Annotated in this window: 19 protein-coding genes and 1 tRNA gene; 10 read left to right on the top strand and 10 right to left on the bottom strand. The window is 69.3% G+C overall.

Translation table 11 applies throughout. From position 1 onward, the window contains the following. Nucleotides 1-30: 30 nt before the first annotated feature. Entirely contained in the window at nucleotides 31-423 is a 393-nt protein-coding gene (locus tag ITJ66_RS08755) for a barstar family protein (protein WP_194644389.1), read from the top strand. A gap of 39 nt (nucleotides 424-462) precedes the next feature. Here the strand turns inward: ITJ66_RS08755 and ITJ66_RS08750 are convergent, their stop codons facing one another. Then, nucleotides 463-735: a DUF2277 domain-containing protein gene (locus tag ITJ66_RS08750; protein ID WP_159878298.1), complete on the bottom strand. Its 273-nt coding sequence runs from the start codon at nucleotides 733-735 to the stop codon at nucleotides 463-465. Nucleotides 736-842: 107 nt separating this feature from the next. Between ITJ66_RS08750 and ITJ66_RS08745 the strand changes: the two genes are divergently transcribed. Beyond that, nucleotides 843-1,586 carry an NAD(P)H-hydrate epimerase gene (locus ITJ66_RS08745; protein ID WP_192018177.1) on the top strand — a complete coding sequence of 248 codons (744 nt, stop codon included), beginning with the start codon at nucleotides 843-845 and terminating at the stop codon, nucleotides 1,584-1,586. Between the two features lie 68 nt (nucleotides 1,587-1,654). On the opposite strand, the gene ITJ66_RS08740 is transcribed toward ITJ66_RS08745, so the two are convergent. Further along, complete coding sequence (locus ITJ66_RS08740; RefSeq protein ID WP_194644388.1) at nucleotides 1,655-3,568, bottom strand: anthranilate synthase family protein; 1,914 nt, start codon at nucleotides 3,566-3,568, stop codon at nucleotides 1,655-1,657. A gap of 242 nt (nucleotides 3,569-3,810) precedes the next feature. Here ITJ66_RS08740 and ITJ66_RS08735 point away from each other — a divergent pair. After that, nucleotides 3,811-3,892 (top strand) — tRNA-Leu (locus tag ITJ66_RS08735). Nucleotides 3,893-3,944: 52 nt separating this feature from the next. Next, nucleotides 3,945-4,691, top strand: a complete 747-nt coding sequence (locus tag ITJ66_RS08730; protein WP_064296207.1) for a DedA family protein — start codon at nucleotides 3,945-3,947, stop codon at nucleotides 4,689-4,691. A gap of 55 nt (nucleotides 4,692-4,746) precedes the next feature. Here ITJ66_RS08730 and ITJ66_RS08725 read toward each other — a convergent pair whose 3' ends face one another. The 4 genes from ITJ66_RS08725 to murI all read right to left on the bottom strand — a co-directional run bounded on the left by ITJ66_RS08725 (nucleotide 4,747) and on the right by murI (nucleotide 7,943). Then, nucleotides 4,747-5,658 (bottom strand): cation diffusion facilitator family transporter, encoded by a 912-nt coding sequence (locus ITJ66_RS08725; protein WP_194644387.1) that lies wholly within the window; start codon nucleotides 5,656-5,658, stop codon nucleotides 4,747-4,749. Nucleotides 5,659-5,735: 77 nt separating this feature from the next. Then, complete coding sequence (gene rdgB, locus ITJ66_RS08720; RefSeq protein ID WP_194644386.1) at nucleotides 5,736-6,371, bottom strand: RdgB/HAM1 family non-canonical purine NTP pyrophosphatase; 636 nt, start codon at nucleotides 6,369-6,371, stop codon at nucleotides 5,736-5,738. Next, on the bottom strand, nucleotides 6,371-7,105 hold the full coding sequence (gene rph / locus ITJ66_RS08715; RefSeq protein WP_064296204.1) for a ribonuclease PH: 735 nt from the start codon (nucleotides 7,103-7,105) through the stop codon (nucleotides 6,371-6,373). Before rph ends, rdgB begins: the two co-directional genes overlap by 1 nt. Beyond that, the gene (murI, locus tag ITJ66_RS08710) at nucleotides 7,098-7,943 is read right to left on the bottom strand and encodes a glutamate racemase (RefSeq protein WP_071260977.1); all 846 of its coding nucleotides are present in this window, start codon (nucleotides 7,941-7,943) and stop codon (nucleotides 7,098-7,100) included. The genes rph and murI overlap by 8 nt, the downstream gene beginning before the upstream one ends. Nucleotides 7,944-8,030: 87 nt before the next feature. Between murI and ITJ66_RS08705 the strand changes: the two genes are divergently transcribed. After that, nucleotides 8,031-9,359 carry a nicotinate phosphoribosyltransferase gene (locus ITJ66_RS08705; RefSeq protein WP_194644385.1) on the top strand — a complete coding sequence of 443 codons (1,329 nt, stop codon included), beginning with the start codon at nucleotides 8,031-8,033 and terminating at the stop codon, nucleotides 9,357-9,359. Between the two features lie 43 nt (nucleotides 9,360-9,402). Here the strand turns inward: ITJ66_RS08705 and ITJ66_RS08700 are convergent, their stop codons facing one another. The 3 genes from ITJ66_RS08700 to ITJ66_RS20140 form a co-directional block, all read right to left on the bottom strand. Continuing rightward, nucleotides 9,403-9,678: a DUF3039 domain-containing protein gene (locus tag ITJ66_RS08700; protein ID WP_064296346.1), complete on the bottom strand. Its 276-nt coding sequence runs from the start codon at nucleotides 9,676-9,678 to the stop codon at nucleotides 9,403-9,405. Between the two features lie 95 nt (nucleotides 9,679-9,773). Continuing rightward, entirely contained in the window at nucleotides 9,774-11,345 is a 1,572-nt protein-coding gene (locus ITJ66_RS08695) for a hypothetical protein (RefSeq protein WP_194644384.1), read from the bottom strand. Further along, the gene (locus ITJ66_RS20140) at nucleotides 11,321-13,099 is read right to left on the bottom strand and encodes an ATP-binding cassette domain-containing protein (protein WP_370582596.1); all 1,779 of its coding nucleotides are present in this window, start codon (nucleotides 13,097-13,099) and stop codon (nucleotides 11,321-11,323) included. The genes ITJ66_RS08695 and ITJ66_RS20140 overlap by 25 nt, the downstream gene beginning before the upstream one ends. Before the next feature lie 271 nt (nucleotides 13,100-13,370). Between ITJ66_RS20140 and ITJ66_RS08685 the strand changes: the two genes are divergently transcribed. The 5 genes from ITJ66_RS08685 to ITJ66_RS20135 all read left to right on the top strand — a co-directional run bounded on the left by ITJ66_RS08685 (nucleotide 13,371) and on the right by ITJ66_RS20135 (nucleotide 18,222). Then, nucleotides 13,371-14,063, top strand: coding sequence for an NTP transferase domain-containing protein (locus ITJ66_RS08685; protein ID WP_064296200.1), 693 nt, complete (start codon nucleotides 13,371-13,373; stop codon nucleotides 14,061-14,063). A 117-nt stretch (nucleotides 14,064-14,180) separates the two neighbouring features. Then, nucleotides 14,181-14,948, top strand: a complete 768-nt coding sequence (locus ITJ66_RS08680; RefSeq protein ID WP_085510553.1) for an ABC transporter permease — start codon at nucleotides 14,181-14,183, stop codon at nucleotides 14,946-14,948. Then, complete coding sequence (locus tag ITJ66_RS08675) at nucleotides 14,948-15,706, top strand: ABC transporter ATP-binding protein (RefSeq protein ID WP_191940812.1); 759 nt, start codon at nucleotides 14,948-14,950, stop codon at nucleotides 15,704-15,706. The genes ITJ66_RS08680 and ITJ66_RS08675 overlap by 1 nt, the downstream gene beginning before the upstream one ends. Before the next feature lie 74 nt (nucleotides 15,707-15,780). Continuing rightward, a complete protein-coding gene (locus tag ITJ66_RS08670) occupies nucleotides 15,781-16,662 on the top strand; it encodes a hypothetical protein (RefSeq protein ID WP_191940811.1) in 882 nt (293 codons plus the stop codon). An 84-nt stretch (nucleotides 16,663-16,746) separates the two neighbouring features. Beyond that, nucleotides 16,747-18,222 carry a glycosyltransferase gene (locus ITJ66_RS20135; protein ID WP_194644383.1) on the top strand — a complete coding sequence of 492 codons (1,476 nt, stop codon included), beginning with the start codon at nucleotides 16,747-16,749 and terminating at the stop codon, nucleotides 18,220-18,222. Here ITJ66_RS20135 and ITJ66_RS08660 read toward each other — a convergent pair. After that, nucleotides 18,143-19,351, bottom strand: a complete 1,209-nt coding sequence (locus tag ITJ66_RS08660) for an acyltransferase (RefSeq protein ID WP_194644382.1) — start codon at nucleotides 19,349-19,351, stop codon at nucleotides 18,143-18,145. The genes ITJ66_RS20135 and ITJ66_RS08660 overlap by 80 nt on opposite strands. Between the last annotated feature and the right edge of the window lie 4 nt (nucleotides 19,352-19,355).

Raw genomic sequence — 19,355 nt, 5'->3', positions numbered from 1 at the left:
GTCACCGAGCGGTCACTAGGCTCGGGGACCGTGCCGACCACCTTCCGCATCGACGGCTCCCGCATCCACGACATCTCCTCGTTCTACGAGGTGATGAACGAGCTGGTGATGCAGGACGAGGACTGGGATCTCGGCCCGAGCCTCGACGCCCTCGACGACGTCCTCTACGGCGGGATCGGCTCGCTCCGCGATCTCGACGACATGCACTTCGTCTGGACGGAGCATGACGCGAGCCGCACCGCACTCGGCGTCACGGCGACCCGCGCCTGGTTGCAGAAGAAGCTCGAGCGGGGCGCACCGTTCGACACGGCCCGGATCGCCGCGCAGCTCGACGACCTCGACGCCGGCCGGGGCAAGACCTACTTCGACCTCCTCCTCGAGGTCTTCGCCGGCCACCCGGACATCCGACTCGAACTCGCCTGACCCGGTCGGAGCCCGGCGGTCGCGGTCAACCCGCCGCGCTCAGACCGTGGCAAACCGCTTCGCCGAACGCTCCTTCGCCTTCTGCGCCTCGACCTCGCGATCCTTCGGCGGGGCGGTCGTCACGAGGTCTTCGAGCAGATGGCGGGTGATGTGGGCGATCTCCGCGACCGCTCGATCGAACGCCTCAGCGTTCGCCTGGGACGGCTTCGTCGACCCGCTGATCTTCCGCACGTACTGGAGCGCCGCGGCCTCGACCTCGTCGTCGGTCGCCGCCGGCTCGAAATTGTGAAGGGTGTGGATGTTCCGGCACATGCAGGCATGGTAGCCCCGACGCACACCAGGATCCAGAGGTGATTTCGATGCTGGTCCCAGGCCGCAACCGCTTGCGGCGGTCGACCCGAGCCGGAAGAGTGGGCGCCATGATCAACGGCTACACCGCAGACCAGGTCCGAGCGGCAGAGGCACCACTCTTGGACGCAGGGGAACCGCTCATGGCGCGAGCCGCCCACGGCCTCGCCGAAGAACTGCGGGCGGTGCTCGCCGATCGCACGGCGGGCGTCGAGGGCGAGGCACCCGAGGTTTGGAAGATCCTGCTGCTCGTCGGCTCAGGCGACAACGGCGGTGACGCCCTCTTCGCGGCGGCGGAGCTCGCCGGCACGACCGGTCCGGACGACGTCCCGCTCGACCTCGTCGTGGCGAGGACCGGTGACCACGCCCACGAGGCGGGCTACGCCGCGGCGGTCGAGGCCGGTGTCCGCTTCCTCATGAACTCCCCCGCCGAACCGGACGACACCGCCGACGAGGCCAAGGGCGCCGCGATCGTCGTCGATGCCGTCTTCGGGATCGGGGCAAGCCGGAACCCCACCCTGCGCGGTGCGCCGAAAGCGATCGTCGAGGCGGTCCTGCCGGTCGTGCAGAACTCCGGCGGACCGACCGTCGTCGCCGTGGACGTCCCGAGCGGCATCGACCCCGACGAGGGAAGCGTCCCCGAGGGTGCTGTCCTGCCGGCGGAGGTCACGGTCACCTTCGGCGCGGTGAAGGCCGGGCTCCTCATCCCACCCGGCTCGGCCTACGCCGGCGACGTCCGCCTCATCGACATCGGTCTCGGACCGCAGCTCGCCGACGTCACGCCGTTCACGACGCTCGACCAGGCGGACGCCTGACGAGCAGCCACGCACGGTTCGCCGCCTGGGCGGTCGGCATCACCGACCGTCCAGGCGGTGCATGACGTTCAGGACCCGACGGCGGCAGCCGATCGCCCTGATGCGACACCCGCGAGCGCGTGGCCCGCGAGCGAGCCGAGGGTCCGGAGCCCGTCGCGCGACAGCACCGACTCGAGGTGCCCCTGGACCGACGCGAACCCACGACCACGCATCGCGAACACGTCGCCGGACGCCGCATCGGCGGCGATCTCGACCCCACCGACCGGAGCCTCACCCGCCAGCCGTGCGGTGAAGGTGTTGTAGAACCCGATCAGCGACTGCTCACCGAAGAGGTCGAGGTCGAGCTGCAGCCCCTGTCGTGGCGCGTCGAGGCGTTCGATCGGCAGCCCGAGCTGGATCGCCAGCACCTGATGGCTCAAGCAGACGGCGAGCAGCGGCGCTCCGGCGGCGAGACGCGCGGATACGATCTCGTGCATCCGGCGGACCCGCGGGTCGGCGAGGTCGAGCGGGTCGCCTGGACCCGGGCCGGCGACGAGGAGGTCGACGTCCACGAGCGCGTCGGTCACCGCCGACCAGTGCTCCACGCTGACGGTCATCCCGAAGTGGCGCAGCTGGTGGGCGAGCATCGCGGTGAACTCGTCCTCGGCGTCGACGATGACCGCGGTACGGCCCGACAGTGAACCGACGGGCGCCGGGTGCTGCGGCTGCAACCAGAAGGACGCCAACCGCTCGTTCCGCGCTCGGAGCGCGTCCTGCACTCCGGGTTCCGCCGCGAGGTCGACGGTCGGGCCGAGTTCGGCGGGTGCCATGACGCCGAGCGCAGTCAGCACGCCGGCCGCCTTCGCCGCCGTCTCGGCGACCTCCGACTCGGGATCCGAGTGACGGACGAGCGTCGCACCGGCGGGAACGCGGACGAGACCGGCGTCGTCGACGTAGGCGGTACGGATGAGGATCGGTGCGTCGAGTTCGTAGTCGCCGTCGCCCACCGGGGTGAACAGCGCGAGCACGCCGGAGTAGTAGCCGCGCGCGTTCCGCTCATGGCGGGCGATGACCGAACACGCGTTCTGCATGGGCGAGCCGGTGACCGTCGGTGCGAACATCGTCAACCGCAGGACCTCGCGGACGTCGAGTTCGCTCGTCCCGGCGAGCAGGTACTCGGTGTGGGTGAGGCGCGACATCTGCTTGACGTAGGGGCCGAGGATGCGTCCACCGGAGGCACACACCCGGCTCATCATCTTCATCTCCTCGTCGACGACCATGAAGAGCTCTTCCGTCTCCTTGACGTCGCCGAGGAACGCGCGGAAGTCGTCGCCGGTCGCGCCGGAGCGCGGGTGGCGGAAGGTGCCGCTGATGGGGTTCATGGTGACGGTGCGTTCACCGGTCGACGCGTCGCGGGCGACCGCGACGTGGCGCTCGGGCGTCGCACCGGCCATCGAGACGCCCGGCGTGTGCACGGCGAAGGTCCAGTAGGCACCGGTCTCCCCCGACAGGAGCGCCCGCAACCAGGCGAGGACGGCGCGCTCGGCCGGCACCTCGGTCGTCGCGGTGAACTCGCGGCGGATGACGAAGTTGGCTCCCTCGCCGCGTCCGATCTCGTCCTCGATCACGCGGCGCACGATCGACGCGTAGTCCTCGTCGGACACGTCGAACCCGCCGTCGACCAGCGGGACCGCGTCGGCGGGGAGTCGGTCGAGCAGCTCGGCGAGCGTCACCGTCTCGCGCTCGCTCACCACGAGGCAGCGCAGAGGGGCACCGTCGTCCATCGCCGCGAAACCGCGCTCGCGCACCTGGCGGTAGGGCACGAGGGTGAGAACCTCGGGCTGGTGGTCGTCGCCGGCGGATCCGAGCGGGATGTCGGCGAGCGACTCGACGTCGACGACCTCGCCCGTGCAGAGGTCGACGGTGTCGCTGCCGTGTCGGCGGAGCACCGCGAACGGGAAGTCGGGGCCGGCGTGCAGCACGCGGTGGAGCAGGGTGGTCATGGTGGTGTCCTCAGGCTGGGACCGATCCGACAGGGCCTCCGAACGAGAACGACCGCCCTGTCAGGCGGTCGAGTCGTCGTGTGTGCACGTGCGCGGTCCGCCTAGGAGGCGGGCCACCAGCTCGTTGCACACGTCGTTCGCATGGAGCCGAGCATACACGGGCCGACCCGGGCTCCGCTGGCCGCGGCTCATCCTCGAAGCTCAGGACGTTCCCGACCTCGCTCCCGTAGACTGAGCGGGCCGCGGGAGTGGTGGAATTGGCAGACACGCAGGATTTAGGTTCCTGTGCTTTCGAGCGTGAGGGTTCAAGTCCCTTCTCCCGCACGCGACATCGTCGTACGCCGTTCCATCCCTCCCCCGACAGCAGGAGCTCCGCATGGTCCACACCGCCCTCATCCCCTGGCTCGACCCGGAGGGCATCATCACGGCCGTCGGTCCCTGGGCCCTCGTCGTGGTCTGCGCGATCGTCTTCGCCGAGACCGGCCTCCTCGTCGGATTCCTGCTCCCCGGCGACACCCTGCTCGTCATCACCGGCCTCCTCGCGTTCGGCTCCGCCCGCGTCATCGAAATCGACATCTGGTGGGTCTGCCTCGCGATCGGGTTCTCGGCGTTCCTCGGCGGCGAGGTCGGATACCTCATCGGGCACAAGCTCGGGCCGAAGGTGTTCGAACGCAAGGAGTCCGGCCTCTTCAGCATCAAGAACGTCGAGCGCACGAACGCCTTCTTCGAGCGCTTCGGCGCGCTCGCGGTCATCCTGGCGCGCTTCGTCCCGATCGTCCGGACCTTCGCCCCGGTGGCGGCCGGCATCGGCCACATGAACTACAAGAAGTATTCGCTCTACAACCTCATCGGCGCGCTCATCTGGGGCGCCGGGCTCACCTTCTTCGGCTACCTGCTCGGGTACATCCCCCCGGTCGCCACCTTCGTGCAGAACTACATCGACGTCATCCTCATCGGGGCCGTCGTCCTCACCCTCATCCCGACCACCTGGCACTACATCCAGTCCAGCCGGAAGGCGAAGGCGCTGCAGGGCACCATCACCGAGGAGGAGCGTCGGGCTGCGGCTTCGAAGCTCGCCGACCAGGACGTCTTCAAGCGCGACCGCGGGAACGACACGGTCTGATCACCGGTGGCGCCGCTCGCACGAGCGGTCGCGACAGCCGGGCCCGCCCCGCACGTCAGCGGTGGTGGGACTCCTCGTGAGAGGCGTGCTCCTCGGGTTCCAGCTGGAACGTCGAGTGCTCGACGTCGAAGTGGTCGTGGAGGCACGAACCGAGACGGTCGAGCAGCTCCCCCGTGCCACCATCGGCGAACACCTCCTGCTCGACGACGACGTGTGCCGAGAAGACCGGCTGTCCGGACGTGATCTGCCAGACGTGGACGTCGTGAACGGCGACGACGCCGTCGGTGCCGAGCAGGTGGTCCCTGATCTCCTGCACGTCCGTGTCGGACGGTGCGGACTCGCTGAGGACGTGGACGACGTCGCGGAGCAACGACCACGCCCGCGGCACGATCATCGCGGCGATCGCGAGCGACGCGATGGCATCGGCCTGAGCGAAACCCGTCGCCATGATGACCACCGCGGCGATGATCACGGCGATCGAACCGAGGAGGTCACCGAGGACCTCGAGGTACGCACCGCGCATGTTGATCGACGTGTCACGGCCGCCGCGCAGCACCTGGAGGGCGGCGAGGTTCGCCACGAGACCGATGACGGCGACGATCAACATCGGAAGGCTCCTGACCTCCGCGTCCGCCGGCTCGACGAGGCGGGACACCCCCTCGATGAGGACCGACACCGCGACGGCGATCAAGATGAGCGCGTTGATGAGCGCTCCGAACACCTCCGCGCGCTGATACCCGAAGGTCTGCCGGTCGGTGGCCGGTCGGGCGGCGACGATCGTGGCGACGAGCGCGATGATCAGCCCGGTGAGGTCGGACAGCATGTGCCCGGCGTCGGCGAGCAGGGACAGCGAACCACTCACCCAGGCGCCGACGAGTTCGACCACGAGGACGGTCGCGATGATGGCGATCGCCACCGCGAGTCTCCTGCGGTTGGCGGTGCCGGCGTGTGCGTGATCGTGACCCATGATGCATCAACCGTAGGAGCTTCCCAGCGCCCGCGGAAGGGTTCATGCCGAGATAGGAATGGTCCTGAGTATCATGCTCAGCTGGCGGTCGACGCGGGCCCCTCGGGCACGAGCCGCTGCAGCACCGGGACGAGCGCCCGGAAGGCGAGTGCGCGGTGGCTCAGCTCGTTCTTCTCAGCCGGTGACAGCTCCGCCGCCGTCCGATGCTCGCCGTCCGGGATGAACGCCGGGTCGTACCCGAAGCCGTTGGTCCCGCTCGGCTCCGTCGCGAGGGCTCCGCGCCAGGTGCCGACGGCGACGTGCTCGAACGGCTCCATCCCATCGATCCCAGGCGGCACCACGAGGGCGAGGTGGCAGGCGAACCACGCGGCACGATGCTCCTCGTGCACGTCCTGCAGCTGATCGAGGAGGAGGGCGAGATTCGCGGTCGAGTCGTGCTGCGAGCCGGCCCAGCGCGCCGAGAAGATCCCCGGCGATCCCCCCAGGATCTCGACGCCGATGCCGGAGTCGTCGGCGAGCGCGATGGAACCGGTGTGGGCGGCGGCGACCCGCGCCTTGATCAACGCGTTCTCGCTGAAGGTCGTGCCGTCCTCGACGGGCTCCGGGCCGTCGTAGGCGAGGACCCTGATCCCTGGGACGTCGCGGCTGACGAGCCGCTGGAACTCCTCGACCTTGTGCTGGTTGTGCGTCGCGAGGACGATCTCGACGCCCATCAGCGTCCGAGGGCCTCGAACTGGATGGCCTTGAGCGACGCTGCTCCACCGACGGCGAGGTCGAGCAGGGAGTCGAGTTCGCGACGGTCGAACGGCGCGCCCTCGGCCGTCCCCTGCACCTCGACGAACGATCCGCCGCCGGTGACGACGACGTTCATGTCGGTCTCGGCGCGTACATCCTCGACGTAGGCGAGGTCGAGCATGGGCACACCGTCGATGATCCCGACCGAGACGGCCGAGACGCTGTCGGTGAGGGGCGAAGCCTTCTGCGAGATGAACTTCTTGCCGCGCGCCCACTCGATCGCGTCGGCGAGGGCGACGTAGGCGCCGGTGATCGCCGCTGTGCGGGTGCCACCGTCCGCCTGCAGGACGTCGCAGTCGATGACGATCGTGTTCTCGCCGAGGGCCTTGGTGTCGATCACGGCTCGGAGGCTCCGACCGATGAGTCGGGAGATCTCGTGGGTACGACCGCCGATCTTGCCCTTCACCGCTTCACGGTCCATCCGCTCGTTGGTGGAACGGGGCAGCATCGCGTACTCCGCGGTGACCCAGCCGCGACCCTTGCCGTTCAGCCAGCGCGGCACACCGTTGGTGAACGAGGCCGTGCAGAGCACCTTCGTCCGGCCGAAGCTGATGAGTGCCGAACCCTCGGCCTGCTCGCTCCAGCCGCGCTCGATCGTGATGGGACGCAGCTGGTCGTTGGTGCGGCCGTCGGCGCGCGCGATGTCACTCATGGATGTGCTCCTCGAACTGGTGGGATGGAAGGTCGATGACGCCGGTCTGGACGAGCGAGACGGTGGAGATCTCCCGGCCCATCAGACGGTTGGCGAGGGCGATGAAGTCGTCGGCACTGCTCCCGGTCGCCTCGTACCGGTGGGTGGCAGGTTCGCTGCTGTCGCGCAGCAGGTCACGGGTGACGAGCACGCGGTAGACGTCGTTCGCCGTCTCGGTGTCGCTCGAGACGAGCGACACCTGCGGACCCATCACGTAGCTGATCGCGCCCTTGAGGAAGGGGTAGTGGGTGCATCCGAGGACGACGGTGTCGACGCCGGCGTGCCGGAGCGGGGCCAGGTACTCCTCCGCAGCCTCGAGGAGGTCGGGGCCGGTCGTGACGCCGGCCTCCACGAACTCCACGAAGCGAGGGCAGGCCTGGCCGAACACCGTCAGCTCGGGATTGACCTCGAAGAGGTCCTGATACGCCCGCGAGTTGATCGTGCCCTCGGTCCCGATGACGCCGATGCGCCCGTTCCTCGTGCTCCGGACCGCGGTCCGCACAGCGGGCTGGATCACCTCGACCACGGGGACCGAGTAGCGTTCGCGTGCATCGCGGAGCATCGCCGCCGATGCGGTGTTGCAGGCGATCACCAGCATCTTCACGCCCTGGTCGACGAGCGAGTCGAGGACCTCGAGCGAGTAGCGCCGCACGTCGGCGATGGGCTTCGGGCCGTAGGGCGAGTGGGCCGTGTCGCCGATGTAGATCACGGACTCGGCGGGGAGCTGGTCGCTGACCGCTCTCGCCACCGTGAGTCCGCCGACGCCGGAGTCGAAGATGCCGATGGGTGCGTCGTTCACGATGACCCAGCCTACCGCCCCTGCCGACGGACGTCGCTGACCGACCGATCACCACGTTCCGAGCACGCTCGCGGCTAGGCTGAACGGGTGCACGAGTCCTCAGCTCTCCTCACCGACCGATACGAACTCACGATGCTGGACGCCGCCCTCCACCGCGGCACCGCGGATCGGGAGTGTCTGTTCGAGCTGTTCGCCAGACGCCTCTCCGGCGGCCGCCGCTACGGCGTCGTGGCCGGCACCGGCCGGTTCCTCGAACTGCTCAAGCACTTCCGCTTCGGTGAATCGGAACTCGAGTGGCTGGGCGAAGAGGGCGTCGTCAGCACGACGGCGCTCGACTGGCTCGCCGACTACCGCTTCTCGGGATCGATCTGGGGCTACCGCGAGGGAGAGGCCTTCTTCCCCGGTTCGCCGATCCTGGTTGTGGAGGGCACGTTCGCCGAAGCCGTCATCCTCGAGACCCTGGCGCTCAGCGTGTTCAACTACGACAGCGCCGTCGCCACGGCCGCCGCGCGCATGACCTCAGCGGCGGGCAGCCGCCCCCTGGCCGAGATGGGCTCCCGTCGGACGGGCGAGCGGTCGGCCATAGCCGCAGCCCGGGCAGCGTACATCGCCGGCTTCAGCGCCACCTCGAACCTCGAGGCCGGACGCAGCTGGGGCATCCCCACGATGGGGACGGCCGCACACTCCTTCACCCTCCTGCACGACTCCGAGGAGGACGCCTTCCGAGCCCAGATCGACACGATGGGCGCCGGGACCACGCTGCTCGTCGACACCTACGACATCGAGGAGGCCGTGCGACTCGGCGTCCGCCTCGCCGGCCCGGAGCTGGGAGCCGTGCGCATCGACTCCGGCGATCTGCCGATCGTCGTCGACCAGGTCCGCCGCCTCCTCGACGAGCTCGGCGCCACGTCGACCCGCATCACCGTCACCAACGACCTCGACGAGCACGCCGTCGCTGCTTTGGCCGCGTCCGCGGTCGATTCCTACGGCGTCGGCACCTCCGTGGTCACCGGCTCCGGATCCCCCGCCATGGGCATGGTCTACAAGCTCGTGGCGCACCGCGACGACCAGGGCGACTGGATCAGCGTCGCGAAGAAGTCGGCGGAGAAGGCGACCGTCGGCGGCCGCAAGACCGCTGCGCGCGCCTACGACCGGCACGGGGTCGCCCGCGAGGAGCGCATCTACCTCGGCGACGGTCCTGCGGGCGAACACGAGGGTGCGGCCGACGCCGCCTCGGAACGCCCCCTGATGGTCCAGCTCGTCGAAGGCGGACTCGTGGACGAGCAGTACCTCGGCGCCGCGGGGACGCGCCAGGCGAGGGAACACCGGGCACAGGCGGTGGGGGAACTGCCACCCCGGGCCGTCAGCCTCACCCGCGGCGACCCCGTGCTTCCGACCGTCTACCTCGAAGGCTGACCGCGGCGACGCGTCTCAGCGTCGGCCGCGGTGCGCTCCAGCGTCAGTCGCGAAGGAGCTTCTCGTAGATCTCCTTGCATGCCGGGCAGATCGGGAACTTCTCGGGGTCGCGACCCGGCGTCCACTTCTTGCCGCAGAGCGCCTTCACCGGCTTGCCGCTCAACGCCGACTCGAGGATCTTCTCCTTCTTGACGTAGTGCGAGAACCGCTCGTGATCGCCGGGCTCGATGTTCTCGCTCTCGATCAGCTCCTCGAGCTCACGATCCATGATCGCCGTGCTCCCACCGTCGGGCGTGCCACCGGGATCGATCGTGCTCATCTGCTGCTTCGTGCTGTCATGCTGCGCCATGGCTCCATGGTACCGCCGGACGGCACCCGGGTCTCCTGCGGGCCGATCCGGTCGCGGGCGGCCGGTCAGTGCGAGCTGGCGAAGCCGACGATCTCGGGGCTGCGGCGGTCGAAGACGCGACCGCCGGCGAAGATCCCGATCGCGAGCACCAGGATGCCCGTACCCGCACCGACCGCGAGTGCCCCGAAGTTCCAGTTCGGCTCACCGGTGAGCCCGAGCACGGCCAACCACCCGGCGGGGATCGTGAGGAGCACCGTACCGAGCAGGCTCAGGAACTGTGCGGACATACCGCTGCTGCCCGGGACCTGCGGCTGCTGGAACGGGCTGTCGCCGGGAAGCGACGTCGGGTACGGGAACCGCGCGGACACGAAGCTCGCGATACCGGCACCGCTGAACAACAGGCACGTGCTCACGCCGATCATCGACGGCAGGGCGTCCCAGTCGCCGTAGAACAGGATGCTCAGCGTCGACCCGACCGCGATGAGCGGGATGCCGATGAGGAGCACCGGGAAGAGCCGGCCGATCCGGTCCGATCGTCCGCGGACCCCCGAGGCGACGTGCAGCCAGACCGCGGTCGAATCGAAGGCGAGGTCGTTGTGCAGGAGCCAGCCGAGGAACCAGCACACGACCGGGAGTGGGACGAGTGCGAGGACGTTCATCGGGATGCCGGCGACGAGCATGGGCACGAAGAAGATGAAAGGCGCGATCGGGATGATCACGAGGGAGACGAGGTACCGCGGGTCGCGCAGCCAGTAGGTCATGCTCCGAGCGGCGATGGCGCCGGACGGGGAACCGGGGAGCAGGTCGAACCAGCCCAGACCGGTGCTGTCGCGGCCCGTCCCGAGGCGTTCCGGCGCCACGAGCAGTCGGGCGACGAACGCCTGCCAGGCGAACCAGAGCAAGGCGATGGTCGCCGCGGTGAGCAGCAGCTTGACGACCGCCGGCGCGATGCCGCCGAGTGCGGCATCACCGGGGAACGACCAGACTGCGCCGAGCGGGGTCCAACTGAGGATGTCAGCGACCCGGCCCAGGACGGCGAATCCGTCGCGCTGCCAGTCCACGGTGGTGAGGGCGATGATCGCCGGGGCCACGGCGATGATGAGCACCAGCCCGAGGACACCCATGACCTCCTTGGCACGACGCGTTGAGAGGAGGCTCGCGGAGATCGAGGTGGCGATCCGGGCCAGGAGCGCGCAGAGCAGCACGCCGAGGACCGCGGAGACCACGGCGAAGACGGCGGGCAGCGGCGACCGCGACCAGGTGACCACCGACGAGGCCGCGAGGACGGCGAGGACGAGCGACGGCACCGACACGAGCGCCGTCACGAGCAGGCCGGCGGACAGGGTGCGGTTGGGCAACCCGAAGAGGGAGAACGCCCGTGGATCCAGCTGATCGTCGACACCGAAGACGAGCGGAAGGATGATGAACCCGAGGACGACGGCCGATCCGGCCAACACGAGCAGGTTGCGGGTGACCTCCGGGTCGCCACCACGCAGCGCGACGAGACCGGTGCTCGCGAGCACGACGATCCACACGCCGACCGCGATCGCGAGGACGAGCCCGACCAGTCGCCAGGGGCTGCGGCGGAACGCATTGAGCGTCAGCTGCAGTTTCAGTCGGAGAAGCTGTGCAACCATTCCATTCCCTCTGCCGACTTGCGGCCCCCGGCGAGCTCGACGAACCGCTCCTCGAGCGTGCCCGTTCCGCGCACCTCGTCGACGGACCCGGCGGCCAGCACCTTGCCCTGCACGATGATGGCCACGTGATCGCACACGCGCTGAATGAAGTCCATGCCGTGGCTCGAGAGCACGACGGTTCCGCCGTTGGCGACGTACCGCTGGAGGATCTCGATGACGTTCGCCGCGGACACCGGGTCGACCGATTCGAACGGCTCGTCGAGGATGAGGAGCCGCGGCGAATGGATGAGTGCGGCTGCCAGCGCGATCTTCTTCGTCATGCCCGCCGAGTAGTCGGAGACGAGACGACCGAGCGCGTCGTCGAGACCGAAAGCACGGGCCAGATCGGCGGTCCGCGACTTGACGGTCGCGGGGTCGAGCCCCCGCAGGACACCGGAGTAGTAGAGGAGCTGGCTGCCGGTCAGGCGGTCGAAGAGCCGCAGCCGGTCGGGCAGCACACCGATCGCCCGCTTGGCCTCGGCGGGATCCTGCCAGACGTCGACGCCCTGGACGGTGATCGACCCTGCGTCGGGACGGAGGAGACCCGTGACCATGGACAGCGTGGTGGTCTTGCCGGCCCCGTTGGGCCCGACGATGCCGTAGAAGGAGCCGCGGCGGACCTCGAGGTCGACGCCGTCGACCGCGACCGTGTCGCCGAACTGCTTGACGAGTCCCGAGATCGACAGGACGACGGGATGTGCGTCGTCGGCAGCCTCGGTGCGCTGCGTCGTCGTCGCTGCGGGCGACGAGGGGGCGGCGGACGGCGGGGTCGACGCGGGACGGCCGACAGGACGCTTGGGGGCTGCCGCCGGAGCGACGACCTCATCCTGCGGAGGCGCCACCGACACGGACTCCGACGGTGCCGGCGTCGTCTGCGGGGCCGTGTCGTCCGCAGCCTGCTCGGCAGTGGATGACGCGGTCGTCGGGGTCTCGGTCTGCGTGTCGTCGGACCGAGGCTCGTCGACGACGATCCGGTCGGCGACCTCGGGGGAAGGCTGCTCGGACGGGGCCGACGTCGTCGCCCGGTCGACCGATCCCGGTGCGCTGACCTCGTCGAGGACGCCGGCGACCGCGGCGGCGGTCTGTTCGGTCTGCTTCGCGGCGCTGGTGCGCGCCGGTGTGCGCTTGGCCGGCGTCCGGGCCGTCGTGTACTTCGTCGTCGAGGTCCGGGCGGTGGTCGTCTTGGCGCCTGCGGCCTTGGTCGCCGGCTTCGCGGCTGCGGGGCGCGCCGTCGTCGACCTGGGCGTCTTCGGGGCGGTGGTCGTCTCGGCCGACTCAGTGCTCTCAGCATTACCGGCTGCAGCAGCCGACTTCGCGGGCGTGCGCTTCGCGGCGGTGGTTCGCGCCGTCGTCGACTTGGTGGGCGTGGTCTTCGCCGTCGAGGTCCGAGCGGTCGTCGAGCGTGCCGTGGTCGTCTTGGGCGCCGGTGTGGTCGCGTCCCCGGACTCGCCCGAGGTCTCGCTCGCCGACCTGGTGCGGGTGCGGGGCGTGCTCGGCCGCTTCGCCGGGGCCTTCGCCGTTCCGGAAGCCCGAGGCGTCGTCGAGCGGGGTGCGCGCTTCGGTGCCGTCGGCGTTGCAGCGCCCTGATCGTCGGAAGCGGTCGTCGGCGCAGGTGCACCCGCGGCGTCGGCGGGGTTCGGCGTGCCCGGACTCGTCGACGTGCCGTCGGCAGGCGCGGGCTGCTGAGCGGGATCTGGCGGAGTCGTGGAAGTCACCAAGCAAACCTACCAACAGCGGCGGCCGCAGCGGACAGCGGAGTCTCAGGATGAACGGTTGACACATCTCCCCCAAGCTGTGTAAACGCCGGGTGGTCGATCACAAAACGACAACGGACCCTGGGAACCCCTGACAGACGGAGTTCACCGCGGCTAGCCTGTATTTTGGCATAACGGAGTGTCTTTCAATGCACGTCTTGGTTAATCCTCGGTGAATCGTCCACAGCATCGTGGCACCGCGTGATTCCATACCCACACTGAGGAGAACAACGTGACCACCCAGGTAGTGATCCTTGCCGCAGGGATGGGCAGCCGTCTCGGCCGCTCGCTCCCCAAGCCCCTGACCGAGCTCAGCGACGGCCGCACCATCATGCAGCAGCAGTTCGACAACATCCACCACGCGTTCGGAGCGAGCGCCAAGGTGACGATCGTCGTCGGCTACAAGCTCGAGCACATCATTGAGGCCTTCCCCGACGCCTCCTTCGTCTACAACGAGCAGTACGACCAGACCAACACCTCGAAGAGCCTCATGCGCGCCCTCGCCGCGTCTCAGGCCGGCGGCGTGCTCTGGATGAACGGCGACGTCGTCTTCGACCCGGCCGTCCTCGACCGCGCTGCCGCGATGATCGCCAAGGACCGTTCGTTCGTGACCGTCAACACCTCCAAGGTGTCCGACGAAGAGGTCAAGTACACGACGAGCGCCGAGGGTTACATCAAGGAGCTCTCGAAGACCGTCGTCGGCGGGCTCGGCGAGGCTGTGGGCATCAACTACATCTCGTCGCAGGACAAGACGATGCTGCACCGCTACCTGACCAAGGTCGGCGACCAGGACTACTTCGAGCGCGGCATCGAGCTTGCCATCGAGCGCGAAGGCATGCTCGTCGAGCCGGTCGACATCTCCGACCTCTACGCGGTCGAGGTCGACTTCGCCGAGGACCTCGAGCGCGCGAACCTCTTCGTCTGAGGGTCCCGTCCACATCGCACACGAACGCCGTCCCGACGCTGAGCGTCGCGGGCGGCGTTCCTGCGTCGCCTCGATAAGGTTGGTCACGTGAGTTCTTCTGCTGAAACGCGGCCAAGGATGTCGCGTTCGGCGAGGTATCGCCACGCGCTCTGGATCCTGACCGTCCGAGACCTGCGTGTGCGCTACTCGACGAGCGCGCTCGGCTACGTGTGGTCAATCCTCGACCCCCTCGTCATGAGCGGGATCTACTGGTTCGTCTTCACACAGGTGTTCCGGCGCGACGTCGGCGAGGAACCGTACATCGTGTTCCTCCTCGCCGCCCTGCTGCCGTGGATGTGGTTCACCGGATCGGTGTCCGACAGCACGCGCGCCTTCCTGCGCGAGGCGAAGCTCGTGCGTTCGACGACGATCCCCCGGACCATCTGGGTGAACCGGATCGTGCTGTCGAAGGGCATCGAGTTCCTCGCGGCGCTTCCGGTCCTCGCGGCATTCGCGATCTTCAGCGGTGCCCAGGTGAACCTCGACATCGTGCTGTTCCCGCTCGCCATCGTCATCCAAGCCGTCCTGACCATCGGGCTCTGCCTGATCGTCGCTCCGCTCGTCGTGTTCTTCCGCGATCTCGAGCGAGCCGTCAAGCTCGTCCTGCGGTTCATGTTCTACGCGACGCCGATCATCTACAGCACGACGGCACTGCCCGACAAGATCGAGCCCTTCGCGGCGTTCAACCCGCTCAGCGGCATCTTCGCGCTGTACCGTTCCGCGTTCTTCCCACAGGAACTCAACTGGCACCTCGTGGGCGTGTCCGCCGCCATGTCGGCCGTCATCCTCGCGGTCGGTCTCCTCGTCTTCAAGCGCTGCGAGCGCTCCGTGCTGAAGGAGATCTGATGCCCACAAGCAACTCGACCGCCGGTCGGCCGGCGATCTCGGTCGCCGACGCAGGTATCCGGTTCCGGCGCAACCGTGGCGGTCGGCGGAGTTTCAAGGACCTCTTCGCCGGACGTGACCGCCGCTCGAAGCCGGGCGAGTTCTGGCCCCTGCGCCACGTCTCCTTCGATGTCGCCCCCGGCGAGGCGATCGGCGTGGTCGGTCGGAACGGTCAAGGCAAGTCGACGCTGCTCAAGCTCGTCGCCGGTGTCGTCCTCCCCGATGAGGGCACCGTGGGCGTCCGCGAGGGTGTCGCGCCGCTCATCGAAATCACCGGAGGCTTCGTCAACGATCTGACCGTGCGCGACAACGTGTACCTGACGGCCGGCCTCCACGGCATGTCCCGCCGCGAGATCGACGGGCGGTTCGACGACATCATCGCGTTCGCCGAGATCGCGGACTTCATCGACACCCCGTACAAGCACCTCTCGAGCGGGATGAAGGTCCGCATCGCCTTCGCGGTGATCGCGCAGCTCGAAGAGCCGATCATCCTCGTCGACGAGGTCCTCGCCGTCGGCGACCGGGCGTTCCGCGAGAAGTGCTACCGGCGCATCGAGGAACTCCTCGAGGGCGGGCGCACCCTGTTCTTCGTCTCGCACAACGAGAAGGACCTCAGGCGGTTCTGCACGAGGGGGCTCTACCTCGACAAGGGGGCGCTCGTTCTCGACGCCCCGATCGACGACGTGCTCGACCGCTACAACGCGGACTACAACAGCTGAGCCCCGCCAGCAAGCATCAGTCGACCCGCAGTGGGTCGACGTAGACTGGCCGCCCCGCCCACGAGGAGGTCGTCATGACCGGACCGCAGCAGGGACCCGTTCCGGGTCCCGCCCAGTTCCCCACCGCCGCAGCACAGCAGCCCACACTGCCCGAGCCGGGATGGGTGCGGGCGCTCGACCGACTGCTCTGGGTCCAGCGACCGGTGGTCGTGGCGCACATCCGCTCGATCCGGCGGATGTACCCGAACGCGACGGCCGACCAGCTCATCCGCGTCCTGGAGCGCCGGTACCTCACGACGGTGACGACGACGGGAGCCGCCGTCGGCGCGACCGCTGTGGTCCCGGCGATCGGGACGGCGACGACCCTCGCGCTCTCCGGTGTCGAGACGGCGGGGTTCCTCGAGGCGACCGCCCTGTTCGCCCAGTCGGTCACCGAGGTCCACGGCATCGCCCTGGCGGATCCGATGCGATCCCGCGCGCTCGTCATGACCATGATGCTCGGCAAGGCCGGAACCGACCTCCTGCGCAACTTCGGATCCCAGGCGGCCGGCAAGGGAGTCCCGCGGCAGGCGTTCTGGGGCCAGACGATCACCCAGGGCCTGCCGTCGATGATCGTGGGCCCCGTCGCCGACCAGTTGCGGGTGCGCTTCGTGAAGCACTTCGCGGCGAGCGGCAGCGCCGGTGTCATCGGCAAGGCGCTCCCCTTCGGCGTCGGAGCGGCCGTCGGCGGTATCGGCAACCACATGCTCGGCCGACAGGTCGTCCGTGCTGCCCGCCAGGCGTTCGGACCGGCGCCCTTCGTCGTCCCGCTCGACCTCGAACCGCGGATGCGGGCCGTCTCCGGCCGGTCCGGCCTCGGGAAGATCCGCGACCAGGTGTTCCGCCGCCGGAAGCACCTGGCCATCGAGTCAGGCGGCGATGCGGCCGTCGGCGACGGGTCCGAGCAGCGCCCCTGACCGCTCGAGGCCGGCGGCGGACCGCTCCCGACCGGGCCGCCCGGGATGCGGCATCCCTCCAGGTCCATCGCGTACCGTCGGAGGGTGAGACTTCCCTTCCTGCGCCGCCCCCAGAAGCCGTTCCCGGAAGGTCGCCACTTCGCGGTGACCTGGGGCCTGTCGGACGACTTCGGCGGCATGACCGAGGCGATGCTCCAGCGCTCCCGCGCGTTCATCAGACTGGCGGACACCCCGGTCGACGTCCTCACCTTCGACCACCGACCGGACTACCCCGAGTTGGAGTCGCGGCTGCGCACGCGCGGAGACCTGATCGACGGCCTCCGGGTCGTCAACCTCTGGGATTGGCTCCGCGACAACCCCCTGCCGGGTGGTTCCCTCGACCTGGCGCGCCACGGGTTCACCCCGCTCCCCCTCGACGAGGTCGGCAGCGAACGACGCCGCGGTGACGCCGTCCTCAGCCGCGAGCGACACGACGACTCGGGTCAGATCCTGCAGGTGGACGTCTACCGAGCCGACGGCACCCTGCTCCTGTCCGACCGCCGCGACACGCGTGAACGGGGCGTGAAGGGCGGCCGCTCGGTCGTCCTCTGCGACGAGCAGGGTCGTCCAGTCCGCTCCTGGGGGCGCATCTGGTCGCTGTACCGCGCCTGGTTCGACGCAATCACCGCAGGCGGGCCGGCCTGGATGATCGTCGACAGCAAGACCATCGCCCCGTTCGTCCTGAGCTACCGGAAGCGCAACGTCGTCACCGCGCACGTCGTGCACGCCTCGCACCTCCAGGGCACGGAACGGCCACACGGTCGGCTGCGGGAGTCGCGGCGAGCGGTGTTCGAGGCGCTCGACGACTTCGACCTCGTCGCGCTCCTGAGCGATCGACAGCTCGCGGACGTGACGACCATGCTCGGCGAGCACGCCTCGCTCAGTGTCATCCCGAACTCGCGCGAACTCGTCGCCCCGGAGGTCGCACGTGCGCCTCGACCGCGCAGCCGCGGGATGTTCCTCGGCTCGCTCACGGCTCGCAAGCGGCCGGCGCACGCGATCCGCGCCGTCCTCGCCGCCACGTCCACGGATGGGCCTCCCCCGACGCTCGACGTGTACGGCGGCGGCGAGCTGCTCGACGAACTGCAGTCGCTCCTCACCGCCGAAGACCCGGACCACCGCGTCGTCCTCCACGGCTACGACCGCTCCGCCCGGCAGCAGCTCGGCTCGGGTTCGTTCCTCGTGATGACCTCAACCTCGGAGGGCTTCCCGCTCGTGCTCATCGAGGCGATGGCAGCCGGATGTCTTCCCATCGTGGTCGACGTCCCCTACGGACCGGCCGACATCGTCCGCGACGGTTGGAACGGGTTCCTCGTGCCGTCCGCGGAACCGGCCGTCGTGTCGGCCGCCATCGAGCGCCTGCTCGCCCTTCCTGAAGCCGAAGTCGACGCGATGCGTCGCAACGCCAGAACGACCGCGGAGCAGTACGACGACGAAGCCGTCACCCGTCGGTGGGCTCAGGAGTTGCACTCGGCCGCTCGCCGGAAGAAGCGGAACGCGCTCGTCCCTCGCGTCGGCTGAGCATCCGGGAGCGCACCGCCGCGACCCCCGTCTGTACCCCTCGGCCGACGCGGCGCGCCAGGCCATGGGACGGACGCTCGACGAGCTGGAAGAATCCGGCGGCGATCAGCAGGCTGAGTGGCACGCCCACGATGCCGACCAGCCACCAGCGCTCGTCGCCGAACATGAAGGCGAGTGTGGCCAGGATCGGGGCGTGCACGAGGTACAGGCTGAACGACACCTTGCCGAGCCAGAGGACGGGCGGGGTCTCGAGGAGCCTCCTGGCGAACGGGCTTCCGATGGCGACGACGATGAGGCCGGCCGCGCCCACGCCCGACAGGCCCCAGAGCGCCTGGCCCAGGGTCGAGGAGGACTCGACGTACGGTCGGGAGAGCCAGCTCGCGACGAGCAGGAGCGCGGAGCCGGCCGTCAGCATCGCCCACTGCAGGGGGCGGGACCGATCCGCCGCCCAGGCGCGGAGGTCGTCGAGTCTGACGGCGATCAGCGTGCCGATGAAGAAGGCCGGCAGGTACACGGCGGCGTCCATCCCGGCGACCCGCCCGAGCACCATGACCACGGCCATCAGTGCGGCGATCGGCCACGCCCAGCGACGCAGCAGCCGAGCGAGCAGGACGGCGACCGGGAGGAGGAGGGTGAAGATCAGCTCCCAGCGCAGCGACCACAGGGTGTTCACCAGGTCGTAGCTCACCGGCGTCAGGGTCGCCTCCGTCAGGAGGTGCAGGGGGTCGACGCTCGTCGCGTTCGCATTCGCGATCCACTCACCGGTGGTCACCGACGCCGGATCCCTGGGGATGAGCAGGATGAGTGCGGCGGCGAACAGCAGTGAGCCCCAGACGGGGAGGTAGAGGCGCACGAATCGGGCGGCGAAGAACCCTGGCCAGCTCGCACCGCCTCGCAACAGCGGGAGCGCGACGACGAGACCACTCAGGACGAAGAACACCTGCACCGCCTCGGTGCCCGCGAAGAGCAGCTTCAGCGGTGTCTCGGTCGCGATGTCCCAGGCGGGCTCCGAGATCCGGCCCGTCGCGAAGGGTCGTGCGAGCAACGACACGTGGTAGAGCACCACGACGACGCTGGCGACGCCACGGACTCCGTCGAGGGAGGCCAGTCGCCCGGAGGACGGATTCACCTGC

It is taken from the genome of Plantibacter sp. VKM Ac-2885, from assembly GCF_015351205.1.
GTDB classification, from domain to species: Bacteria; Actinomycetota; Actinomycetes; order Actinomycetales; family Microbacteriaceae; genus Plantibacter; species Plantibacter auratus.
The sequence above is the reverse complement of the archived record's forward strand: the minus strand, read 5'-3'. Positions and strand labels throughout refer to the sequence as shown.